The sequence below is a fragment of the Ignatzschineria sp. RMDPL8A genome, assembly GCF_029815055.1.
Classification (GTDB): Bacteria; Pseudomonadota; Gammaproteobacteria; order Cardiobacteriales; family Wohlfahrtiimonadaceae; genus CALZBJ01.
Window position 1 is genome coordinate 306,917 of the sequence record NZ_JAPPWA010000002.1, and the last position, 17,111, is coordinate 324,027.

Sequence of the window (17,111 nt, forward strand, 5' to 3'; positions counted from 1 at the left end):
AAATGGCACACTTTTTTATTGATCGTCCGATATTTGCATGGGTTCTTGCAATTATGACGATAGCTATCGGGATATTTGCCGGGGTGAATCTGCCCGTTGCGCAATATCCGCAAATTGCGCCACCAGAAGTTCGGGTTATGGCCGTCTATCCTGGTGCGAACGCAGAAACTGTTGAAGAGAGTGTAACGCAGGTGATCGAGCAGAGTTTAACCGGGCTCGATGGATTCCGTTATATGTCTTCACAAAGTTCAAGTACTGGGGTGGTCTCGATTGCGATCACCTTTGAGCAGGGAACGGACCCAGATATGGCGCAAGTTCAGGTACAGAACAAAATTCAAACGGCGCTCACCCAGCTTCCTCAAGCAGTACAGCAGCAAGGGATTCAAGTACAAAAATCATCCAGTTCATTCTTGATGGTGGTCGGATTCTACTCGCCTGATGGCTCTTTAACCCATGCGGACTTAGGAGACTATGTCGCGTCGAATATCTCCGAGCCGCTTAGCCGACTCTACGGGATTGGGGAAACGCAACTCTTTGGCTCTGGTTATGCGATGAACATCTGGCTTGACCCGATGAAACTTAATCAATATGGCATGACCTCACTCGATGTGGTTGCGGCGATTAAAGAGCAAAATACGCAAGCAACGCTCGGTGATTTAGGGGCAATGCCGGCGAAAAAAGAGCAGGTACTGCGCTATACCATCAATGCACAATCGCTTTTAGAGACGGAAGCGGAGTTTAAAGCGATCCAACTTCGCGTAAATGAAGATGGAAGTAAAGTCCTATTAGACGATGTGGCGCGGGTGGAACTGTCGCCTGAAAATGAGCAATTCTCCTCGCACTATAACGGTAAACCCGCAACGGCGATGGCGATTAACTTAGCCTCTGGTGCCAATGCGCTCGATACGGCAAAAGCGGTGCGCGAGTTCTTAGAAACGGCGAGCTTAAACTTCCCGGAAGGGATGGAATATATGTATCCTTACGATACAACGCCCTTTGTTGAGGTGTCGATCAATAACGTAATGGGGACCTTAATTGAGGCGATCATTCTCGTATTTATCGTGATGTATGTCTTCCTCCGAAGCTTCCGCGCGGCACTGATTCCGCTCCTTGCGATTCCCTATGTATTATGCGGGACGCTGGCAATTTTGGCGGCGATGGGCTTTATCTTAAATACCTTAACCCTCTTTGCGATGGTCCTTGCGATCGGGCTGCTCGTTGATGACGCGATCGTTGTGGTAGAAAACGTTGAGCGGATTATGGAAGAAGAGGATGCGACCCCTTATGAAGCGGCGAAGAAAACGATGGATCAGATCGTTGGCGCGCTTGTTGGGATCGGGGTGGTGCTTTCAGCGGTATTCGTACCGATGGCCTTTATGCCGGGCGCGACAGGGATTATCTATCGCCAATTCTCGGTGACGATTATTACCGCGATGCTCCTTTCGGTGCTTGTTGCGATTATCTTTACGCCATCACTCTGTGCGACGATCTTAAAATCAAAAGAAGATCAAGCAAAAGAGCCGACGGGGTTATTGAAAATCTGGTTGACGCTTGTTGCGCCGATTACCAAAGTAATTCACCTTTTAGTGGATGGCTTTAACCGTCTCTTTGATCGCGGGAACGTGGCCTATGAGAAAGGCGTTCGTGGTGCGGTAACTCGTCCAAAACGCTTTGTGATGGGACTTTTGATCGTGCTTGTGGGCGTTGGATTTCTCTTTAAAACGATTCCAACGAGCTTCTTACCGGAAGAGGACCAAGGGTTTGCGCTTGGGCAGATTATTAACCCAAGTAACGCCTCCCTTAATGTCACCGAAGAAGCGCTTGCCTCTCTGACCCAATATATTTTGGAAGAAGAGAGCGAAAACGTGCAGTCGATCATGACCGTTGCGGGCTTTAGCTTTACCGGTCGCGGAAGTGACCAAGCGCTCTACTTCCTCATGATGAAACCGTGGGATGAGCGTAAAGAGCCGATCCAAGCAACACTTGGCCGAGTCAATCAGCATTTGATGGGCTTTGCACTTAAACATAATGCCTTTGGATTTGCCTTTATTCCGCCAGCAATCCCAGAACTTGGGGTATCAACCGGGGTTGAGTTTTATCTGCAAGACTCGATCGGGCTTGGGCATGAGGAGCTGTTAAAAGCGGCGAATATGCTCAAACAAGAGATCAGCCAATCGCCGATCTTCAATGCGCAAACCTTGCGTGACGGCAGTATGATGGATAAAGCGGAATACTATATCGACATCGACCGTGACCGTGCGCGAGCGCTTCAAGTACCGATCGATATGATTAACCAATCGCTCTCGGTGGCGTGGGGTGGTATGTATGTTAACGACTTCGTCGATCGTGGCCGAATCAAAAAGGTTCAGGTGCAAGGTGACGCTGAATTTCGTATGATGCCGTCCGACTTTAATCGCTGGTATGTGCGTAATACCAAAGGTGAAATGGTGCCCTTTAGTGCCTTTGCCTCCGGTAAATGGAGCTCTGGTTCTCCTCAGATTGACCGTTTTAATGGTAATCCGGCGTTTAAACTCTCCGTTGAAGCGAACCAAGGTCGCAGTACCGGTGAAGCGATGCTGGAGATTGAGCGTCTTGTGCGTGACAAACTCCCTCAAGGGATTGATGTGGCGTGGTCAGGGACTTCCTATGAAGAGCGTCAAACCGGCGATATTCAGGCGGTACTTTTTGCGGTATCGGTCTTTGTTATCTTCCTAAGTTTAGCGGCGCTTTATGAGTCGTGGAGCATTCCGATTGCGGTACTTCTCACTATTCCGGTGGGGATTATCGGGGCGGTATTGACGGCGCATTTAGGTAAAGGCCTTGATAATGACGTTTACTTCCAAGTAGGGATGTTGACGACGATTGGGCTAACAGCGAAAAATGCAATTCTAATCGTAGAATTTGCCCGTGACATCATGCGTGAAGGAAAAGATGTGATCACCGCAACGGTTGAAGCGGCGCACTTACGTCTTCGCCCAATTATGATGACCTCGATCGCGTTTGGTCTTGGGGTTGTGCCTCTTGCGCTGGCAAACGGTGCGGGCTCTGGCGCACAAAACGTGGTGGGTAAAACCGTTGTCGGCGGGATGATCGCAGGGACCTTCCTCGTGATCTTCTACGCTCCGGTCTTCTTTAGATTGATCGTTGGAAAACGCACGAAAGTGTAGTGACGATCAAGTAAAGAAACACCATAAAAACAAAAACCGGCTCCAGAATTATCTGTGAGCCGGTTTTTTATCGCTTGAATAAAGCGACATTAAAACGGACGCATAAACTTATTTAACGTAAGCGATCGCTTCCACTTCCACTAATACGCCCATCGGTAATTTACCGACTTCAAAGCATGAGCGCGCAGGCGTATTTTCAGACCCAAAGAACTCTGCATAGACTTCATTAAAAGCGGCAAAGTCTTTAATATCGTCTAAGAAACAGGTGGTTTTGAGTACGCTATCAAAGCCCGCTCCCGCCTCTTCAAGGACTGCTTTTAAGTTAAGGAGCGTTTGGCGTGCTTGCGCTTTTACATCGCCCTCGACCACTTGCATCGTAGCAGGATCGAGTGGAATTTGGCCTGAGGTAAAGACTAAGTTACCAAGTGCATTCGCTTGTGAATAAGGACCCACCGCTTTCGGTGCGTTATCAGTATGAATAATTTTTTTCATGATGTCTCCTTGATAGTATTTTTATAGTGCGTGTGATTCGGGTTAAATGCCCATGCAGACGCCGGTGTCGAGCATCGTTTTAATGAGGCTATGATTGCGCGGTAATAGACGGGGTTTCCCGGCCACTTCCTCGATTGGCACCGAGGTGAGTTTACCATTTTGTTGCGCGACCATCACACCGTATTGTGACTTTTTAATGAGCTCGATTGCTTTAGTGCCGCATTGGGTGGCAAAGATTCGGTCACTTGCCGTTGGCACGCCGCCACGGCTCACATAACCAAGCGTTGTTAAACGGGCTTGCATTCCGGTGAGTTCTGGAATAGCATCGACGATCTTAATCGCTTCGGCATGTTTTTTGGGTTTAAGACCGAGCGCGTGATTCTCTTCCGAGACTGCGCCTTCCGCAATCACAAGTAGCGCCGAGCGTTTGTTATAGATATGTTTGTTAATGTATTTGACGAGCGATTCCATCGAGTAGGGCATCTCAGGAATAAGGCAGATATCCGCCGAGCCACCAAGCGCCGCGCCTGCTGCTAACCAACCGGCATCGCGTCCCATCACCTCTAAAATCATTAACCGGTGATGAGAATCGGCCGTTGTGCGAAGGCGATCGAGCGCCATCACAGAGACGTGAACCGCCGTATCATAGCCAAAGGTGACATCGGTTTTCGCAATGTCATTATCGATGGTTTTCGGAAGGGTGACGACTGGAATGCCCGCTTGATGGAGATAGGAGGCAAATCGTTGCGTTCCGTCCCCTCCAAGGCAGACAAGGGCATCGAGCTCCAGTTTTTTAAAGCTCTCAACGCAGTTTGCGACCGCCTCTTCGGTATTGCGGGCACGTCCACCACCTCGGCCGGTTCCTAAAATGGTGCCACCGGTCCCTGCGATTTGATAGACATCTTCAAAGGTGAGGGGCGTGTGCGCCATTTCTGCCAATCCAACAAATCCGTCATTAATCCCGGTGACTTTCCAGCCCTCTTTGAGCGCCGATAAGGTAACGCCTCGAAGCGCTGCATTAAGCCCCTGACAGTCACCGCCTGCGGTTAAAATCCCGATATGTTTTCCGTTCGCCATGATAGTGTTTTTACTCCCAAATATGTTCGATCGTGATGGGTTCATTAAGTTTTAGCGCCGATTCTTTCGCGCTCAATTGAATCACCGCGAGCGCATTATCCCCTTCAAAGTAGATAATCGTTCCCGCTGATTTATCCTCATCATTAAGGATTTCTGCGCCATAGGCAAGTTCTTTTACGTTACTTGCTGTAATTTTTGCAAGGCGGCGTTTCGGAGCGCCTAAATACTCCATCCGCGCCACTACCTCTTGTCCGGTATAGCACCCTTTTTTAAAGTGAATCCCGTTCAATTTATCGAGGCTTAACATATGAGGCACAAACTTTTCCGTTGTCGCTTGGGTAATCCAAGGAATTAATAGATCTTCGGGCAGCGTAGCAAGCTCGTCCGCTAGCGCCTCTCTAAGCTCAATTTTCACCTTAGAGATAAAGACAAATTTGGTAAGATGGGCTTTAATTTGCTCCGCCATATCGCTTGGCATTAAGAGCACAATGTCATCTTCAGCATGACGGATAATCCACATCACCACCACCACACGGCCCTGATGGGTACAAAGTGCCCCAAGCCCTGTGTTTTCGGCAGTTTGCTCAATAAAATTAAGATGATTAATATCGGCGGTGATTTGGCCTTGAATAAAGGTGCCCGCATCGGCACCGGTGAGATGAATGGCTGAGAGTTCAATCATGTAAAGTCTCCTTTTATTCGTAATTTTCCTATCTTAACATGGATTGAGTGGGGGATGATGAAAAGCGCATAGCACTCTATGAATCAGGCGGTTGTGTGTTAGTATACAGAAGGAATATTTCCCTTTTTTGACGGGTGTAACCGTGGTGTAAGAGGGAGGCGATTCCCAATATTTTAGCTTAACCGAGAGCTTAAAATAAGGCTCTAAAAGGAGTGAAGATGAGTTATCAATTAGTGGGTTATCCGTTGTGTCCCTTTGTTCAGCGCGTGTTGATTGCGCTCAATTATAAAAAGGTGGCGCATGAATTGACGTGGCTCGATCCGCATGGCGAGTTGCCCGATTGGTTTAACGCGTGGTCACCGCTTGGAAAAGTGCCGGTCATGAAGGTAAGTGAACGGGATGTGCTCTTTGAGTCGCTCGCGATTGTGGAGTTTATCGAAGAAGAGCATCCGGAGCATTCGCTCTATGAAATCTGTCCGATTTCCCGGGCGAAAGATCGCGCGTGGGCAGGGGTTGCAGGCGAACTTTACGGGCCTCAATATATGTCGATGCGCACTAAAACCGTAGAGGATGCCGATCAATACTTTGATGCGCTTAAAGCAACGCTCGCGATTTTAGAAAATGAGAAAAACCCTGATGCGCGCTACTTTAGTCGGGATCAGTTTTCATTAGTGGATCTAGTGCTTGCGCCGATGTTTGCTCGTTTTGTGATTGTTGATGAACTGCGTTCAGGCGATCTTTTAAGCGGCTTTCCAAAGCTTGCCGCACTTCGCAATACGCTCTTAAATGAGCCCTTTATTGCGCCGATGATTGATCGAGAATGGAAAGAAAATTTCATTAAAAATATGGCCAAAAATGGCGGCGTCTTTTTTAATTAGATCACACATTAGGAGGAGCTTTTATAAAAGCTCCTTTTTTACGAGCGCTTGCCATCTTAGCGGGAAATCTTTTTGAAGGAATTTTGAAAACTTGCTAAGCTTAGCAAACCTTTACATCGGCGTAGATTACGATGGTGTGAAGGCGTTTTAAACCAAAAATTTTTATGAAAAATGTAATGCAATAACAACAAAAAATGACTTTATGGGGAGGAGTCTAAATGAGGCCATTACAAGCAAATTTATCCATCAATGCACTGAAACACAATCTTGAAACGCTGCGCGCGTGCTCACCTGAAAGCCAACACGTCGCGGTGATTAAAGCGAATGCGTACGGGCACCGTGTGCCATTATTATTGCCTGAACTTGAGCGCAATCCTGTGATCGACTATTTGGCGGTCGCGATCATTGAAGAGGCGCTTGAGATTCGTGAATTTGGGGCGCAAAAGCCGGTGCTTCTTTTAGAGGGCGTGTTTGAGCAAGAGGAGTATTACACCGCGTCTGAATACAATTTTGCAGTGGTGGTCGCAAATGCCAAACAGCTCAAATGGCTCACCGATGTGGAGCTTAAAAAACCGCTCAATGTCTTTTTAAAGGTCGATAGTGGCATGCATCGCCTCGGAGCCAATCCGGCGGATATTCCGGAGATCTACGAGTGTGTGAGTTCATCAAAAAACGTGAAATCGGTCACTTTGATGACCCATTTTGCCTGCGCCGATGAGGCGGATTCTCCCTTAACGGAAAAACAGATCGCCATTATGGAAGCGCTAAAAGAGATCGATGCGCCTCAAAGCAATGCCAATTCCGCGGCGGTACTAACGCTTCCGCAGACTCATAACGCCATCGTTCGCTTTGGAATTTCGCTCTATGGCGTCTCGCCGATTGACGATACCACGGGTGCGGATTTTAACCTCAAACCGCTCATTAATCTCACTACAAAAATTATCCATACCTCCATTATTGAAAAGGGCGAAACGGTCGGTTACGGGGCGAAATTTACCGCACCGGAAACGATGCCGATTGGGGTGATTGCGATGGGCTATGCCGATGGCTATCCCCGTGAAATTTCAACGGAGGCGTATGTTTTAGTGGGTGAGCATAAAGCGCCGATTATTGGCCGGCCGGCGATGGATATGATGATGATCGATCTGCGTTCTGTGCCGATGGAGTCGTGGAATGAGGAAGTAACGCTCTTTGGCGATGCACTCCCGATTGAACGCGTTGCGCTCTGGGGTGGGACAATTCCCTATACCATTTTTACCCATCTAGCGCCGCGAATTCGTTTTGAGATTGTGGATTAACAAGATGGAAAAAAGGAGACTTAAGTCATCAGCTTGAGTCTCCTTTTTGTTTGATATCGATTTTTAGTCGGGATTATGCACTCCGTGTTAAAGCTTGCCCTTATGAACCGTTAGTCCGTTAAAGGTTTGCGCCGTTGGCATCATTTCGATGCGATTAATATTGACGTGCTCCGGTTGATTGGAGAGCCAGACTAAAATATTGGCCACGTCTTCACCGGTGATCGCTTTTACATCAGCATAAACATCGGCAGCGCGCTCATCATCGCCTTTAAAGCGCACATTGGAAAATTCTGTTTCTGAGCAAAGCCCGGGTTCGACGTTGGTAACGCGAATGTTTTTCCCCACAAGATCGGCTCTGAGATTGAGCGAAAACTGCGTGACAAACGCCTTGGTGGCGCCGTAAACATTGGAGCCTTTATAGGGGTAATTGCCCGCGATTGAGCTTAAATTAATGATGTAGCCGCGATTGCGCTCTACCATTTGCGGAAGCACCAGATGGGTTAGATAGGTGAGCCCTTTGGTATTCACATCAATCATGGTTTCCCAGTCGGAAAAATCTGCCTCAAAGGCCGGATCTTGCCCAAGCGCAAGGCCAGCATTATTGACAAGCACATCGATCTGATTGAAAAGCTCAGGAATCGATTCGATCGCTTTTTTAAGTTTTTTATGGTTGGTTACATCGGCAACCACCGGTAAAAAACGTTCGCCAAGCAGCACTTTTAGCTCATCTAAACGCTCTTTACGGCGCGCAAGACCGATGACAAAATCGCCGTTTTCAATAAACTTTTTCGCCGCTTCCATCCCAAATCCGGCAGAGGCTCCAGAAATTAAAATGACTCGCATCACTCTCTCCTTTTGTATGGTGTAATCTCTCTATCCTACGCGCTCTTTTGTCGAAGGGGAAGGGCGCGTATAGAGTGTAGGGTTCTTATAACTATAACCGTAATCGTGCAGATATCGATGAGATTAAATCAGCTCGTTAATCTCTTCAATGCGTCCGCTATGGGTCAGCCAAAGTTCTTCAAGCGCCATCAGCTCGGTTTCAAGGGTCTCTTTATCGGCGTTGAGCTTCTCGATCGCTTGGGGCGAATGAGTATTATAGGTCTCAGGATCGCCCAAAATCGCGTCGATCTCGCCAATTTGATCCTCAAGTTTCGGAATCTTTTTCTCGGCACTCTCTTTTTCACGGGTAATCCGGCGGAGCTCATTGTTGAGCTGCTTACGCTCTTCACGGCTCTGCTGAGAAGTCTCTTTTTTCGGTGCGATAAGCGCTTCCGTTGCGCCACTCTCTTTACGATTTGCTTCTCGATTTTGCTCAATAAGGTAATCACGATAATCATCGAGATCGCCTTTAAAGGGCTTGAGCGTCTTTTTCGCCACCAACATAAATTCATCGCAACAAAGTTTTAGGAGCGAGGCATCATGGGAGACCATCAGCACCGCGCCCTCAAAGGCTTGCAGCGCAATGGCGATCGCTTCACGCATCTCAATATCGAGGTGGTTCGTCGGTTCGTCAAGGAGGAGCAGGTTCGGCTTTTGATAGACGATCATCGCAAGGGCAAGACGGGCTTTTTCACCGCCTGAAAAGGGGCCGATCGCTTCATCGACTTTTTCCCCATGGAAACCAAACGAGCCAAGAAAATTGCGCGCTTCTTGGGTAATTAACGTGCTATCGAGTTGCTGAATATGCCAAAGCGGCGTCTCATCAAGGCGAAGATATTCCACTTGATGCTGAGAAAAATAGCCCACATTTAAATGCTCGGAGGCGACGATTAGGCCTTGATCGGTGCTAAGTTCGCCTGCGATCAGTTTAATGAGTGTCGATTTGCCCTCACCATTTCGCCCTAAAATGCCGTAACGAGTTTCGGGGGTGATGGTGAGATTGATGTTTTGCAAAATGTTGCGTTCGCCATCGTAAGAAAAATCCACTTCATCCATGCGAATGAGCGGATCGGGCAGGCGATCGGGCGTTCTAAAGCTAAATTTAAATTCGTTTTCCGCCACCACCGGTGCAATATCTTCCAGTTTTTCAAGCGCTTTAACACGGCTTTGTGCTTGTTTCGCTTTTGTCGCTTTCGCGCCAAATCGATTGATAAATTGTTGCAGATGGGCGCGAGTCTTCTCATTTTTCTCATAGAGCGCTTGTTGGTGCGCTAGTTTTTCCGCACTGAGGCGCAGATAATCGCTGTAGTTTCCGGTATAGGCGGTCGCTTTTTGCTGATTGAGATGAATGATGTGGGTGCAGATATTGTCGAGAAACTCTTTGTCATGGGAGATCACCATCAGTGAGCCGCCATAATTTTTGAGCCAATCTTCCACCCAAACCACCGTTTCAAAGTCAAGGTGGTTCGTCGGTTCGTCAAGGAGGAGAAGATCGGAGCGACACATCAGCGCCTTACCAATATTGAGACGCATGCGCCATCCGCCCGAAAATTCGCGTACTTTTTTATGGTAATCCGCTTCAATAAACCCAAGCCCTTTAAGGAGCTGGTAGGCACGGCTATCGGCCCGGTATCCATCGATGCGTTCGAGCTGTTGATGAATATCGCTAATGGCAAATCCATCCTCTTCAAGGAGCGCTTTTTCTTCAGCTTTACGGAGCTCAGCGAGCTCTTCATCGCCCGATAAAATATATTCAAAGGCGGTGAGCGAGGTGTCGTGAATCTCTTGGGCAACCTCGGCAATCACATAATTTTTGGGGATATAGATATCGCCCTTATCCGGCTCTAAACGCCCTAAAATCGTATTGAAGAGGGTCGTTTTACCGGTGCCGTTTTTCCCGACAATGCCCACACGCATCTTCGGCGAGAGGGTAAAGGAAAAACCATCAATTAAGAGATTCGCATTCATGCGAATGGAGAGATTACTAAATTCGATCATAAATATTGGCAGTGTTTTAAGTTAAATCGTTTGAGGGGAGCGTCGGCGTTGCCGATTCGATCGCTTCCCACATTAAAAAGGCTTCTTTGGTGGCTTTGACATCGTGCACGCGTAAGATTTCAGCACCCGCATTCATCGCCCAGAGCGCCGCACTTAAGTTGCCCGCAAGGCGCTCTTTTGCCACGTCCACATGGGTAACAGCCCCAATTAATCGCTTACGAGATACGCCGACTAATACGGGATAGTCTGTCCCGATTAGATGATGGATCTCGTTAAGCAGCGAGAGCTGGTCGGGATTGGTTTTATCAAAGCCAAAGCCCGGGTCTAAAATAATGCGCGAGGCATCAATTCCTGCATTTTCACAGCGATAGGCGATCTTTAAGAGATGTTCCGTCACCGAATGAGTAATGCCGCCAGGATAGGTGAGATCGCCCTCAATATGCATCTTTTCATGGTTTCCAAGTTGATGCATGAGGCAAACCGCCGCCTCACTTTTGGCAATGATGGGGAGAGAATCGGGGTCACTTAATCCGGTGACATCATTGATAATATCGGCGCCTTCCGCGATCATCACCGCCATGGTTTTAGCGCGAAAGGTATCAATTGAGATCGGCACATTGATATGCGCGGTCAGTTTTTTAACGACTGGGAGAAGGCGGGCGATCTCTTCTTCGGCGGTAATGGGGGCCGCTTTCGGATTAGTGGATTCTGCGCCAATATCGATAATATCTGCGCCCTCTTCAATCATCTGATAGGCGTGTTCGAGCGCCTTTTCAGCATCATAATAATCGCCCCCATCGGAAAATGAGTTGGGGGTGACATTTAAAATGCCCATAATTTGGGTGCGATCGAAATGAAGCGATGTTTGATTAAAGCGTAGAATTTTAGCCATGATATGCAGGGTGCCTTCTCCAGTGAACGGAAATGAACGGGGTGATAAGTGATGCAATGACGCACAATATTATAACGATTTCGGAGCGTTTCGGGAAAAAAGTGATGGAAAATTTGAGGGAATAAAAAACGCGCAAAAGAGAACGGGCTCTTTGCGCGCTGTATCGAGATTAAGAGAGGATTACGCTTTCGGCGCGTCCTCGCTTGAGTTTGCCTCTTTATTCTTGTCTGCATCATCCGCGACTTCACCGTCGATCACTTCCGCAATGGTCTCGGGAAGTTTCACGGTTTCATCAACTAACAATTCACCATCGGCCTTTTTCACATGAGCCGGGCGATCAGAAAGAAGCAGATCATTCACAAATTGGAATGATTGAAGCGCTGCCGCCGAATCATTTTGACGAAGTTTTAATTCACCAAAGAGTTTATGCGCAGGCGCTAAGGTTGGATCGAGTTTGATCGCCGCCATTAATACCTCTTCCGCTTCGGCAAGCTCGTTATTACGGACTAAAAAATTCGCAAGGGAATAACGGGCAATGGCGCTCTCTTCATGAGTTTTCACAAAATTACGCGATTGTTTAATGAGCTGATGAATGTTGCCACGATAGAGCTGACTGTAGGCCATCATCATGTTTTCATCCCATGATTTACGCAGCTCGCCACGTAGAAGCGCTTCCGCAGAATCGGGGTCGCCGGCATCAAGTAATAGATGGGCGTATTTAATCATCGATGCATGATCGCGTTTAATTTCATTCGGGAACTGCCACCAAGTTTCTTTAATGCGTTTCACATCGAGATCTTTCGCCGCATATTCTAAAATATCGCAATAGAGACCGCGCTCTTCACAGGGCGTTGAGGCTTTACGAATCGCTTTTTGAATATCGGGGAGGCGTTTAATGAGTTCCTCAAATTTACCAAGGCCATGGTAGGCTTTCGCGAGGAGTAAAGTCGCTTTTGCGTTACCACGATCCTCTTTCACAAGGCGCGTGAGCACCTGTTCTGCCTTCTCAAATTCACCAATTTCGATTAAGAAATCGCCACGAACCACAAGGGAGAGATCTTCATTGATCTTATCGTCAAGATAATCAATCTCACTTAAATAGCGGTCACGCTGGGCATTATCACCAAGCATATGAGAGGCTTTTGCTGCGCCGATATAACAGATGCTAGGGAAGTCGCTCTTTTTCGCTGCGGAGATAAAGAGTTTTTCTGCATCTTTCGGGCGATTTTCATAGATCGCAAGTTGCGCACGGGCAAATTCACGGTCGGCACTTTTAGCACGGCGACGGCGATTAAAATGCCCAATGCTTTCCGGTGTACGAATGAGGCGTGAGAAGAAACGTAAAATAAAATAGAGTGAGAAAAATCCCCCAATGCCAAAGACAATCGCGCCTAAAAAGGTGAGATAGATGGTGCGTTCGCCGAGGAAGGGAATGGGACCTGAGATCATCACAAGCCCGGGTTCTTTACGGATCACGGAGACCAGAAAAGCCGCAAGAGCAGGGATTAAAATGGTCCAAAATAGGATACCAAAGCGTCTCATTATTGACCCCCTTTCGGTTGACGCGCTTCGATCGCCGCACTAAACGCTAAAATTGCAGGCGTTACATCGGGAAGCGCTTGGCTATAATCTTGTTCAAGCATGAGATCAAGCTCGGCAACGGCTTTGGCAACGCTCGCATCACGAGGATCGAAATATTCCACAATCCAGGTGCGGGCAAGGGTGACCGAATCCTTATGCAGCGCCGGCATATTTTGTAAAAGCGCTAAGCGCGCCGCGGAGAGCTGTACTTGAATGTTGTGCTGAATGTAGAGACTATCGAGCTCTGCCATCAGTTTTGGTGGCTCAACAGTCTCTTGCTCCACAAAGACAAGGGAGGAGAGAATGTTTTTGTACCATGCTTTATCGGTCTCGATCTCTTTTTGCGTGCTGTAGATTTTATCTCTAAAGGCCGCAATTGCGCCATCTTCTTTAAGCGGTGCATGGGCGATCTCTTTGGTAATTTCAAAGAGTTTTGCGGCGGTGACATCACGATGTTGATTATTATCGTTGAAGGTTTTGAGCATCTCCAAGGTGGCGTCCACATGACCGATCGCAACGGTAAAAGGAATCGCTTCAATGCCCGCCATGCGTGCTTTGGCCGTCTCTAAGACATTAATGGCCGAATCGGTATCGCGTTCATATTCCAATTTATATTTGGCAAACTTGAGCAGATATTCGATCTCAGCGAGTTTAAAGGTATCAAGATCGGTGGTGTTTTTAATGGTTTTGATCAGCTCGCGCGCTTCAATAATGGTGCTATCTTGGGTGATCTTGTTTTGCGCGAGTTCAACGGCTAAGGTATCAGCGCGTTTTGAGGCATCTTTTGCAAGATCGGTAATTCCGGTGAGCAGCACTTTCTGATCGTTAAAATCGGTTTGAAGAGCACTGTTGGCCTCTTTAAGCGCCTCAATCATGCTCTCCATTTTTTGGTTTTGTGATTGAATGACGGTGAGGTTATCCACTTTTTTCGTCAAATTCTCAATCGCTTTTTGCGCCGAATCAAGGCCACTTAAATCGATCTTTTCAGCAGTTTTCGGAAGCGTTTGTAATTGAGATTGTACACTGGAAAGATCGCCCTTTAAGGTCGCGATCGCGTTATCAATGTGTGAGGTATCAACGGCCGGTGTCTCAACTGATTTTGGCGCCGGTGGATTTAAGTAGAGATAACTACTAAAGCCGAGCGAACCCAGAGCAATCGCACAGGCAAGCCACGCAATGCCACCGCCTTTTTTCTCCACTACTTTTTCCGTTACAACGGGGGTGGATTCTTCAGGCGTTGGGCCAAGCGGCATTTCGACGAATTCTTTTTTCGCTTTGTTGGCTTTATTGGTTTTTTTATTGTTTGCGCCGATCACATCGGATTTCGCAGACGATTTTTTCTCTGGCGTATCGTTTTTTGCGGGAGAATTGGATGATTCCGCACCGACCGTGTCAGCGGTTTCAATCGATTCAAGCTCCTCCTTAGGAGTCTTTTTGGTGTCGTTATTTTCTTGCATAGTCGCCTCATTATTATCAGTTTGAGTGAGCGATTCACTATAGGTTACGATTGCGTCCCAAAGATCATCTTCAAGCGCCGATTGAGCTACGATCGGATTGTGAAAACCCACGTCGATCGCATGATTTGCGAGCCGGTCACTGCCCACGATAACCGCATCGATTGTCTCCATTAATTCTGCATCTTGTAGGGCAGGTAGGAGGGTATCGATCGCCTCTGAGCTTGTTAGCGTCAGGAGAACGGGATGCTCTTTGATATAAGTTGTGACCGGTTCAAGAGCAAATGTTTTTGGTTTCACCCGGCGATAGACATTGACATATTTCGTCTTCGCGCCCTGTTCGATGAGGGCATCGCCAAGTAATCTACGTCCGCCTTCACCGCTTACAATCAGCACCGATTGATCGGTCAAATCGTATGATTTAAGCGTTTCGATCAAGGCTTCAGAAGTGTAAGGTTTGGGCGCGGTGATGATTTTATCATTCACATCGTGGGTAATGCCTTCTGCGTGGAGCGCTTTTTCCGTCCCAAGGCCAATGGAGATATACCCCTTGTCCACCGGGAATTTAAAGCCCAGTTTTTTGGCAAAAATAACGGAATTGGGGCTCGTAAAGAGGAAGTAATCATTCTGATCGCTCTGGCTTAAGATGCGTTTTGCCCCTTTGCTGTTGCGCGCATTAACAATGGCAAGGGCGGGGACTAAAAAGCCTTTTCCGCCATGCTCGTGAATGCGATTTAAGAGTGATTCTGCCTGTGCTTCAGGACGGGTCACGATGACACCGATTTGACGTAGATCTGCTTTCATTGTGCGTTCCTCTACCCGTAGATTTTTTCTAAAATTTTATCGGCTCCACGAGATAAGAGATTCTCCGCAAGTTCGACGCCTAAATTTTGGGCATCTTCCGGAGCGCCGTAGAGCTCATGATAGATGATCTCTCCTGTATCAAGATCGCCGACAAGACCGCGAACCCATAACCCTTTTTCGGTGAGTTCCGCATAGCCTGCAATCGGCGCCTGACAACCGCCATTTAAGCGCGCGTTATAGGCTCTTTCGGCCGCAACGCAGATGGAGGTCTCTTCATGATTGAGTTTTGAGATTAGATCGCGCACCTCTTGATTCGCCTCAACGCACTCAATGCCGATCGCGCCTTGCCCAACCGCGGGGAGGGAGAGATCTTGGCTAATGGTTTCGGTGATGTGCTTATCAAAGCCTAAGCGTTTTAATCCGGCGGCGGCGAGAATAATCGCATCATATTCGCCATCATGGAGCTTTTTAAGACGAGTGTTCACATTGCCGCGGAGATCTTTAATTTGCAGATCGGGGCGATGGGCGAGCAATTGCGCGCGACGACGAAGAGAGCACGATCCAACCACCGCGCCTTTAGGAAGATCATCGATCGATTTATAATGATCCGATACAAAGGCATCACGGGGATCTTCACGTTTAAGCACCACCGGAACGATCAATCCTTCAGGAAGCGCTGAGACGACGGGAACGTCTTTCATCGAGTGAACCGCGATATCGGCACGGCCTTCAAGCATCGCGACTTCCAGCTCTTTTAAGAATAATCCTTTTCCGCCAATTTTAGCGAGCGGTGAGGAGAGCATTTGGTCGCCGCGAGTGGTCATCCCGAGAATCTCTACGGTTAGATCGGGATAGAGTTTTAACAGTTCATCTCGAACGTGATTGGCTTGCCAGAGTGCTAAAGGACTTTCTCGTGTTGCGATCGTTAATTTCATTGATTCTTTAATTCCCTTTGTCGTAGATTCATATTGAGATGAGTTTTCAAACGAAAATTCCCATATAATTATACATCAGTGATTTTAACACTTTAGTGGACGTTATCATATATCACCCATATTTTTAATTCAGTTCAAAGAGAAAGAGAGATGGAAAAAGAGAGAGTCATTACAATCGATGGTCCAAGTGGCGTGGGCAAGGGGACTTTGGCGAAAAAGCTAGCGGAAAAGTTGGGCTGGGAGCTCCTTGACTCAGGGGCGATTTATCGTGCGCTTGCGCTCTTTGCTGAAGAAAACGGGCTCGATCTTAACGATGAAGCAAAGGTCGCTGCATTAGCGCTCACATTACCGCTTGAATTTAAACCGGGCGAGAAGGGCGTATTAATCTATCTCGATGGTGAAGATCGTACCGATGCCATTCGCTTAGAAACCACCGGCAATAAAGCGTCGATTGTGGCGAAATTGCCCAAAGTGCGTGAAAATTTATTGCAGCGCCAACGAGATTTTGCAACCGCTAAAGGATTGATTGCAGATGGTAGAGACATGGGAACGGTGGTCTTTCCCCGAGCGCCCTTAAAGATCTTTCTGACCGCATCGGCCGAAGAGCGCGCAAAAAGACGATATAAACAGTTGTTGGAAAATGGAATTTGCGCTAAAATAGAGCAGATTTTATCTGAGGTGAAAGCCCGAGACGAGCGAGATCGTTCGCGAAAGAGCTCTCCCCTTATCCCTGCCGAAGATGCCGTGATCGTTGATACATCGGAGTTTTCAGCAGATGAGGTGTTTGAGAAAGTTTGGGCAAATATCGCTTCAGTGGAAATTAATTAAGGCGCATTGAGGATTGCCGAATCCGATCATAAATCTCATGGTTTAGATTTAAATGACTTAAATTTGATCAGAGTAGGGTAGACAGTAAACGCTGACTGCCGGGACGGATTCACACGGGCATCTAAAATGCATAGTGTTTAACA

13 protein-coding genes are annotated in these 17,111 nt (G+C 47.6%); 4 read left to right on the top strand and 9 right to left on the bottom strand.

Going from position 1 to position 17,111, the window contains the following annotated elements; translation table 11 throughout:
- Window positions 1–2: 2 nt before the first annotated feature.
- Complete coding sequence (locus OXI21_RS02915; RefSeq protein WP_279618064.1) at window positions 3–3,167, top strand: efflux RND transporter permease subunit; 3,165 nt, start codon at window positions 3–5, stop codon at window positions 3,165–3,167.
- A 108-nt stretch (window positions 3,168–3,275) separates the two neighbouring features.
- Here OXI21_RS02915 and OXI21_RS02920 read toward each other — a convergent pair whose 3' ends face one another.
- From OXI21_RS02920 to OXI21_RS02930, 3 genes are read right to left on the bottom strand one after another with little or no spacing between them, the layout of a single operon-like run.
- A complete protein-coding gene (locus OXI21_RS02920; RefSeq protein WP_279618065.1) occupies window positions 3,276–3,659 on the bottom strand; it encodes a RidA family protein in 384 nt (127 codons plus the stop codon).
- Between the two features lie 42 nt (window positions 3,660–3,701).
- Window positions 3,702–4,736, bottom strand: a complete 1,035-nt coding sequence (locus OXI21_RS02925; protein ID WP_279618066.1) for an ATP-dependent 6-phosphofructokinase — start codon at window positions 4,734–4,736, stop codon at window positions 3,702–3,704.
- Between the two features lie 10 nt (window positions 4,737–4,746).
- Window positions 4,747–5,418: a hypothetical protein gene (locus OXI21_RS02930; protein ID WP_279618067.1), complete on the bottom strand. Its 672-nt coding sequence runs from the start codon at window positions 5,416–5,418 to the stop codon at window positions 4,747–4,749.
- 218 nt (window positions 5,419–5,636) lie between these two features.
- Here OXI21_RS02930 and OXI21_RS02935 point away from each other — a divergent pair, with 218 nt between their 5' ends.
- Both OXI21_RS02935 and alr read left to right on the top strand, forming a co-directional pair.
- Complete coding sequence (locus OXI21_RS02935; RefSeq protein ID WP_279618068.1) at window positions 5,637–6,296, top strand: glutathione S-transferase family protein; 660 nt, start codon at window positions 5,637–5,639, stop codon at window positions 6,294–6,296.
- A gap of 218 nt (window positions 6,297–6,514) precedes the next feature.
- Entirely contained in the window at window positions 6,515–7,594 is a 1,080-nt protein-coding gene (alr, locus tag OXI21_RS02940) for an alanine racemase (RefSeq protein ID WP_279618069.1), read from the top strand.
- Between the two features lie 87 nt (window positions 7,595–7,681).
- Here alr and OXI21_RS02945 read toward each other — a convergent pair whose 3' ends face one another.
- The 6 genes from OXI21_RS02945 to hemC all read right to left on the bottom strand — a co-directional run bounded on the left by OXI21_RS02945 (window position 7,682) and on the right by hemC (window position 16,140).
- Entirely contained in the window at window positions 7,682–8,437 is a 756-nt protein-coding gene (locus tag OXI21_RS02945) for an SDR family NAD(P)-dependent oxidoreductase (protein ID WP_279618070.1), read from the bottom strand.
- Window positions 8,438–8,560: 123 nt separating this feature from the next.
- Window positions 8,561–10,474, bottom strand: a complete 1,914-nt coding sequence (locus tag OXI21_RS02950; protein ID WP_279618071.1) for an ATP-binding cassette domain-containing protein — start codon at window positions 10,472–10,474, stop codon at window positions 8,561–8,563.
- A 16-nt stretch (window positions 10,475–10,490) separates the two neighbouring features.
- A complete protein-coding gene (folP, locus tag OXI21_RS02955; RefSeq protein ID WP_279618072.1) occupies window positions 10,491–11,366 on the bottom strand; it encodes a dihydropteroate synthase in 876 nt (291 codons plus the stop codon).
- Window positions 11,367–11,546: 180 nt separating this feature from the next.
- Window positions 11,547–12,908, bottom strand: coding sequence for a heme biosynthesis HemY N-terminal domain-containing protein (locus OXI21_RS02960; protein WP_279618073.1), 1,362 nt, complete (start codon window positions 12,906–12,908; stop codon window positions 11,547–11,549).
- Window positions 12,908–15,205 carry a uroporphyrinogen-III C-methyltransferase gene (locus OXI21_RS02965; RefSeq protein WP_279618074.1) on the bottom strand — a complete coding sequence of 766 codons (2,298 nt, stop codon included), beginning with the start codon at window positions 15,203–15,205 and terminating at the stop codon, window positions 12,908–12,910. Before OXI21_RS02965 ends, OXI21_RS02960 begins: the two co-directional genes overlap by 1 nt.
- Window positions 15,206–15,216: 11 nt before the next feature.
- Window positions 15,217–16,140 carry a hydroxymethylbilane synthase gene (gene hemC / locus OXI21_RS02970; protein WP_279618075.1) on the bottom strand — a complete coding sequence of 308 codons (924 nt, stop codon included), beginning with the start codon at window positions 16,138–16,140 and terminating at the stop codon, window positions 15,217–15,219.
- A 150-nt stretch (window positions 16,141–16,290) separates the two neighbouring features.
- On the opposite strand from hemC, the gene cmk reads away from it, so the two are divergent.
- Window positions 16,291–16,968, top strand: coding sequence for a (d)CMP kinase (cmk, locus tag OXI21_RS02975; RefSeq protein ID WP_279618076.1), 678 nt, complete (start codon window positions 16,291–16,293; stop codon window positions 16,966–16,968).
- The last annotated feature ends 143 nt before the right edge of the window (window positions 16,969–17,111 follow it).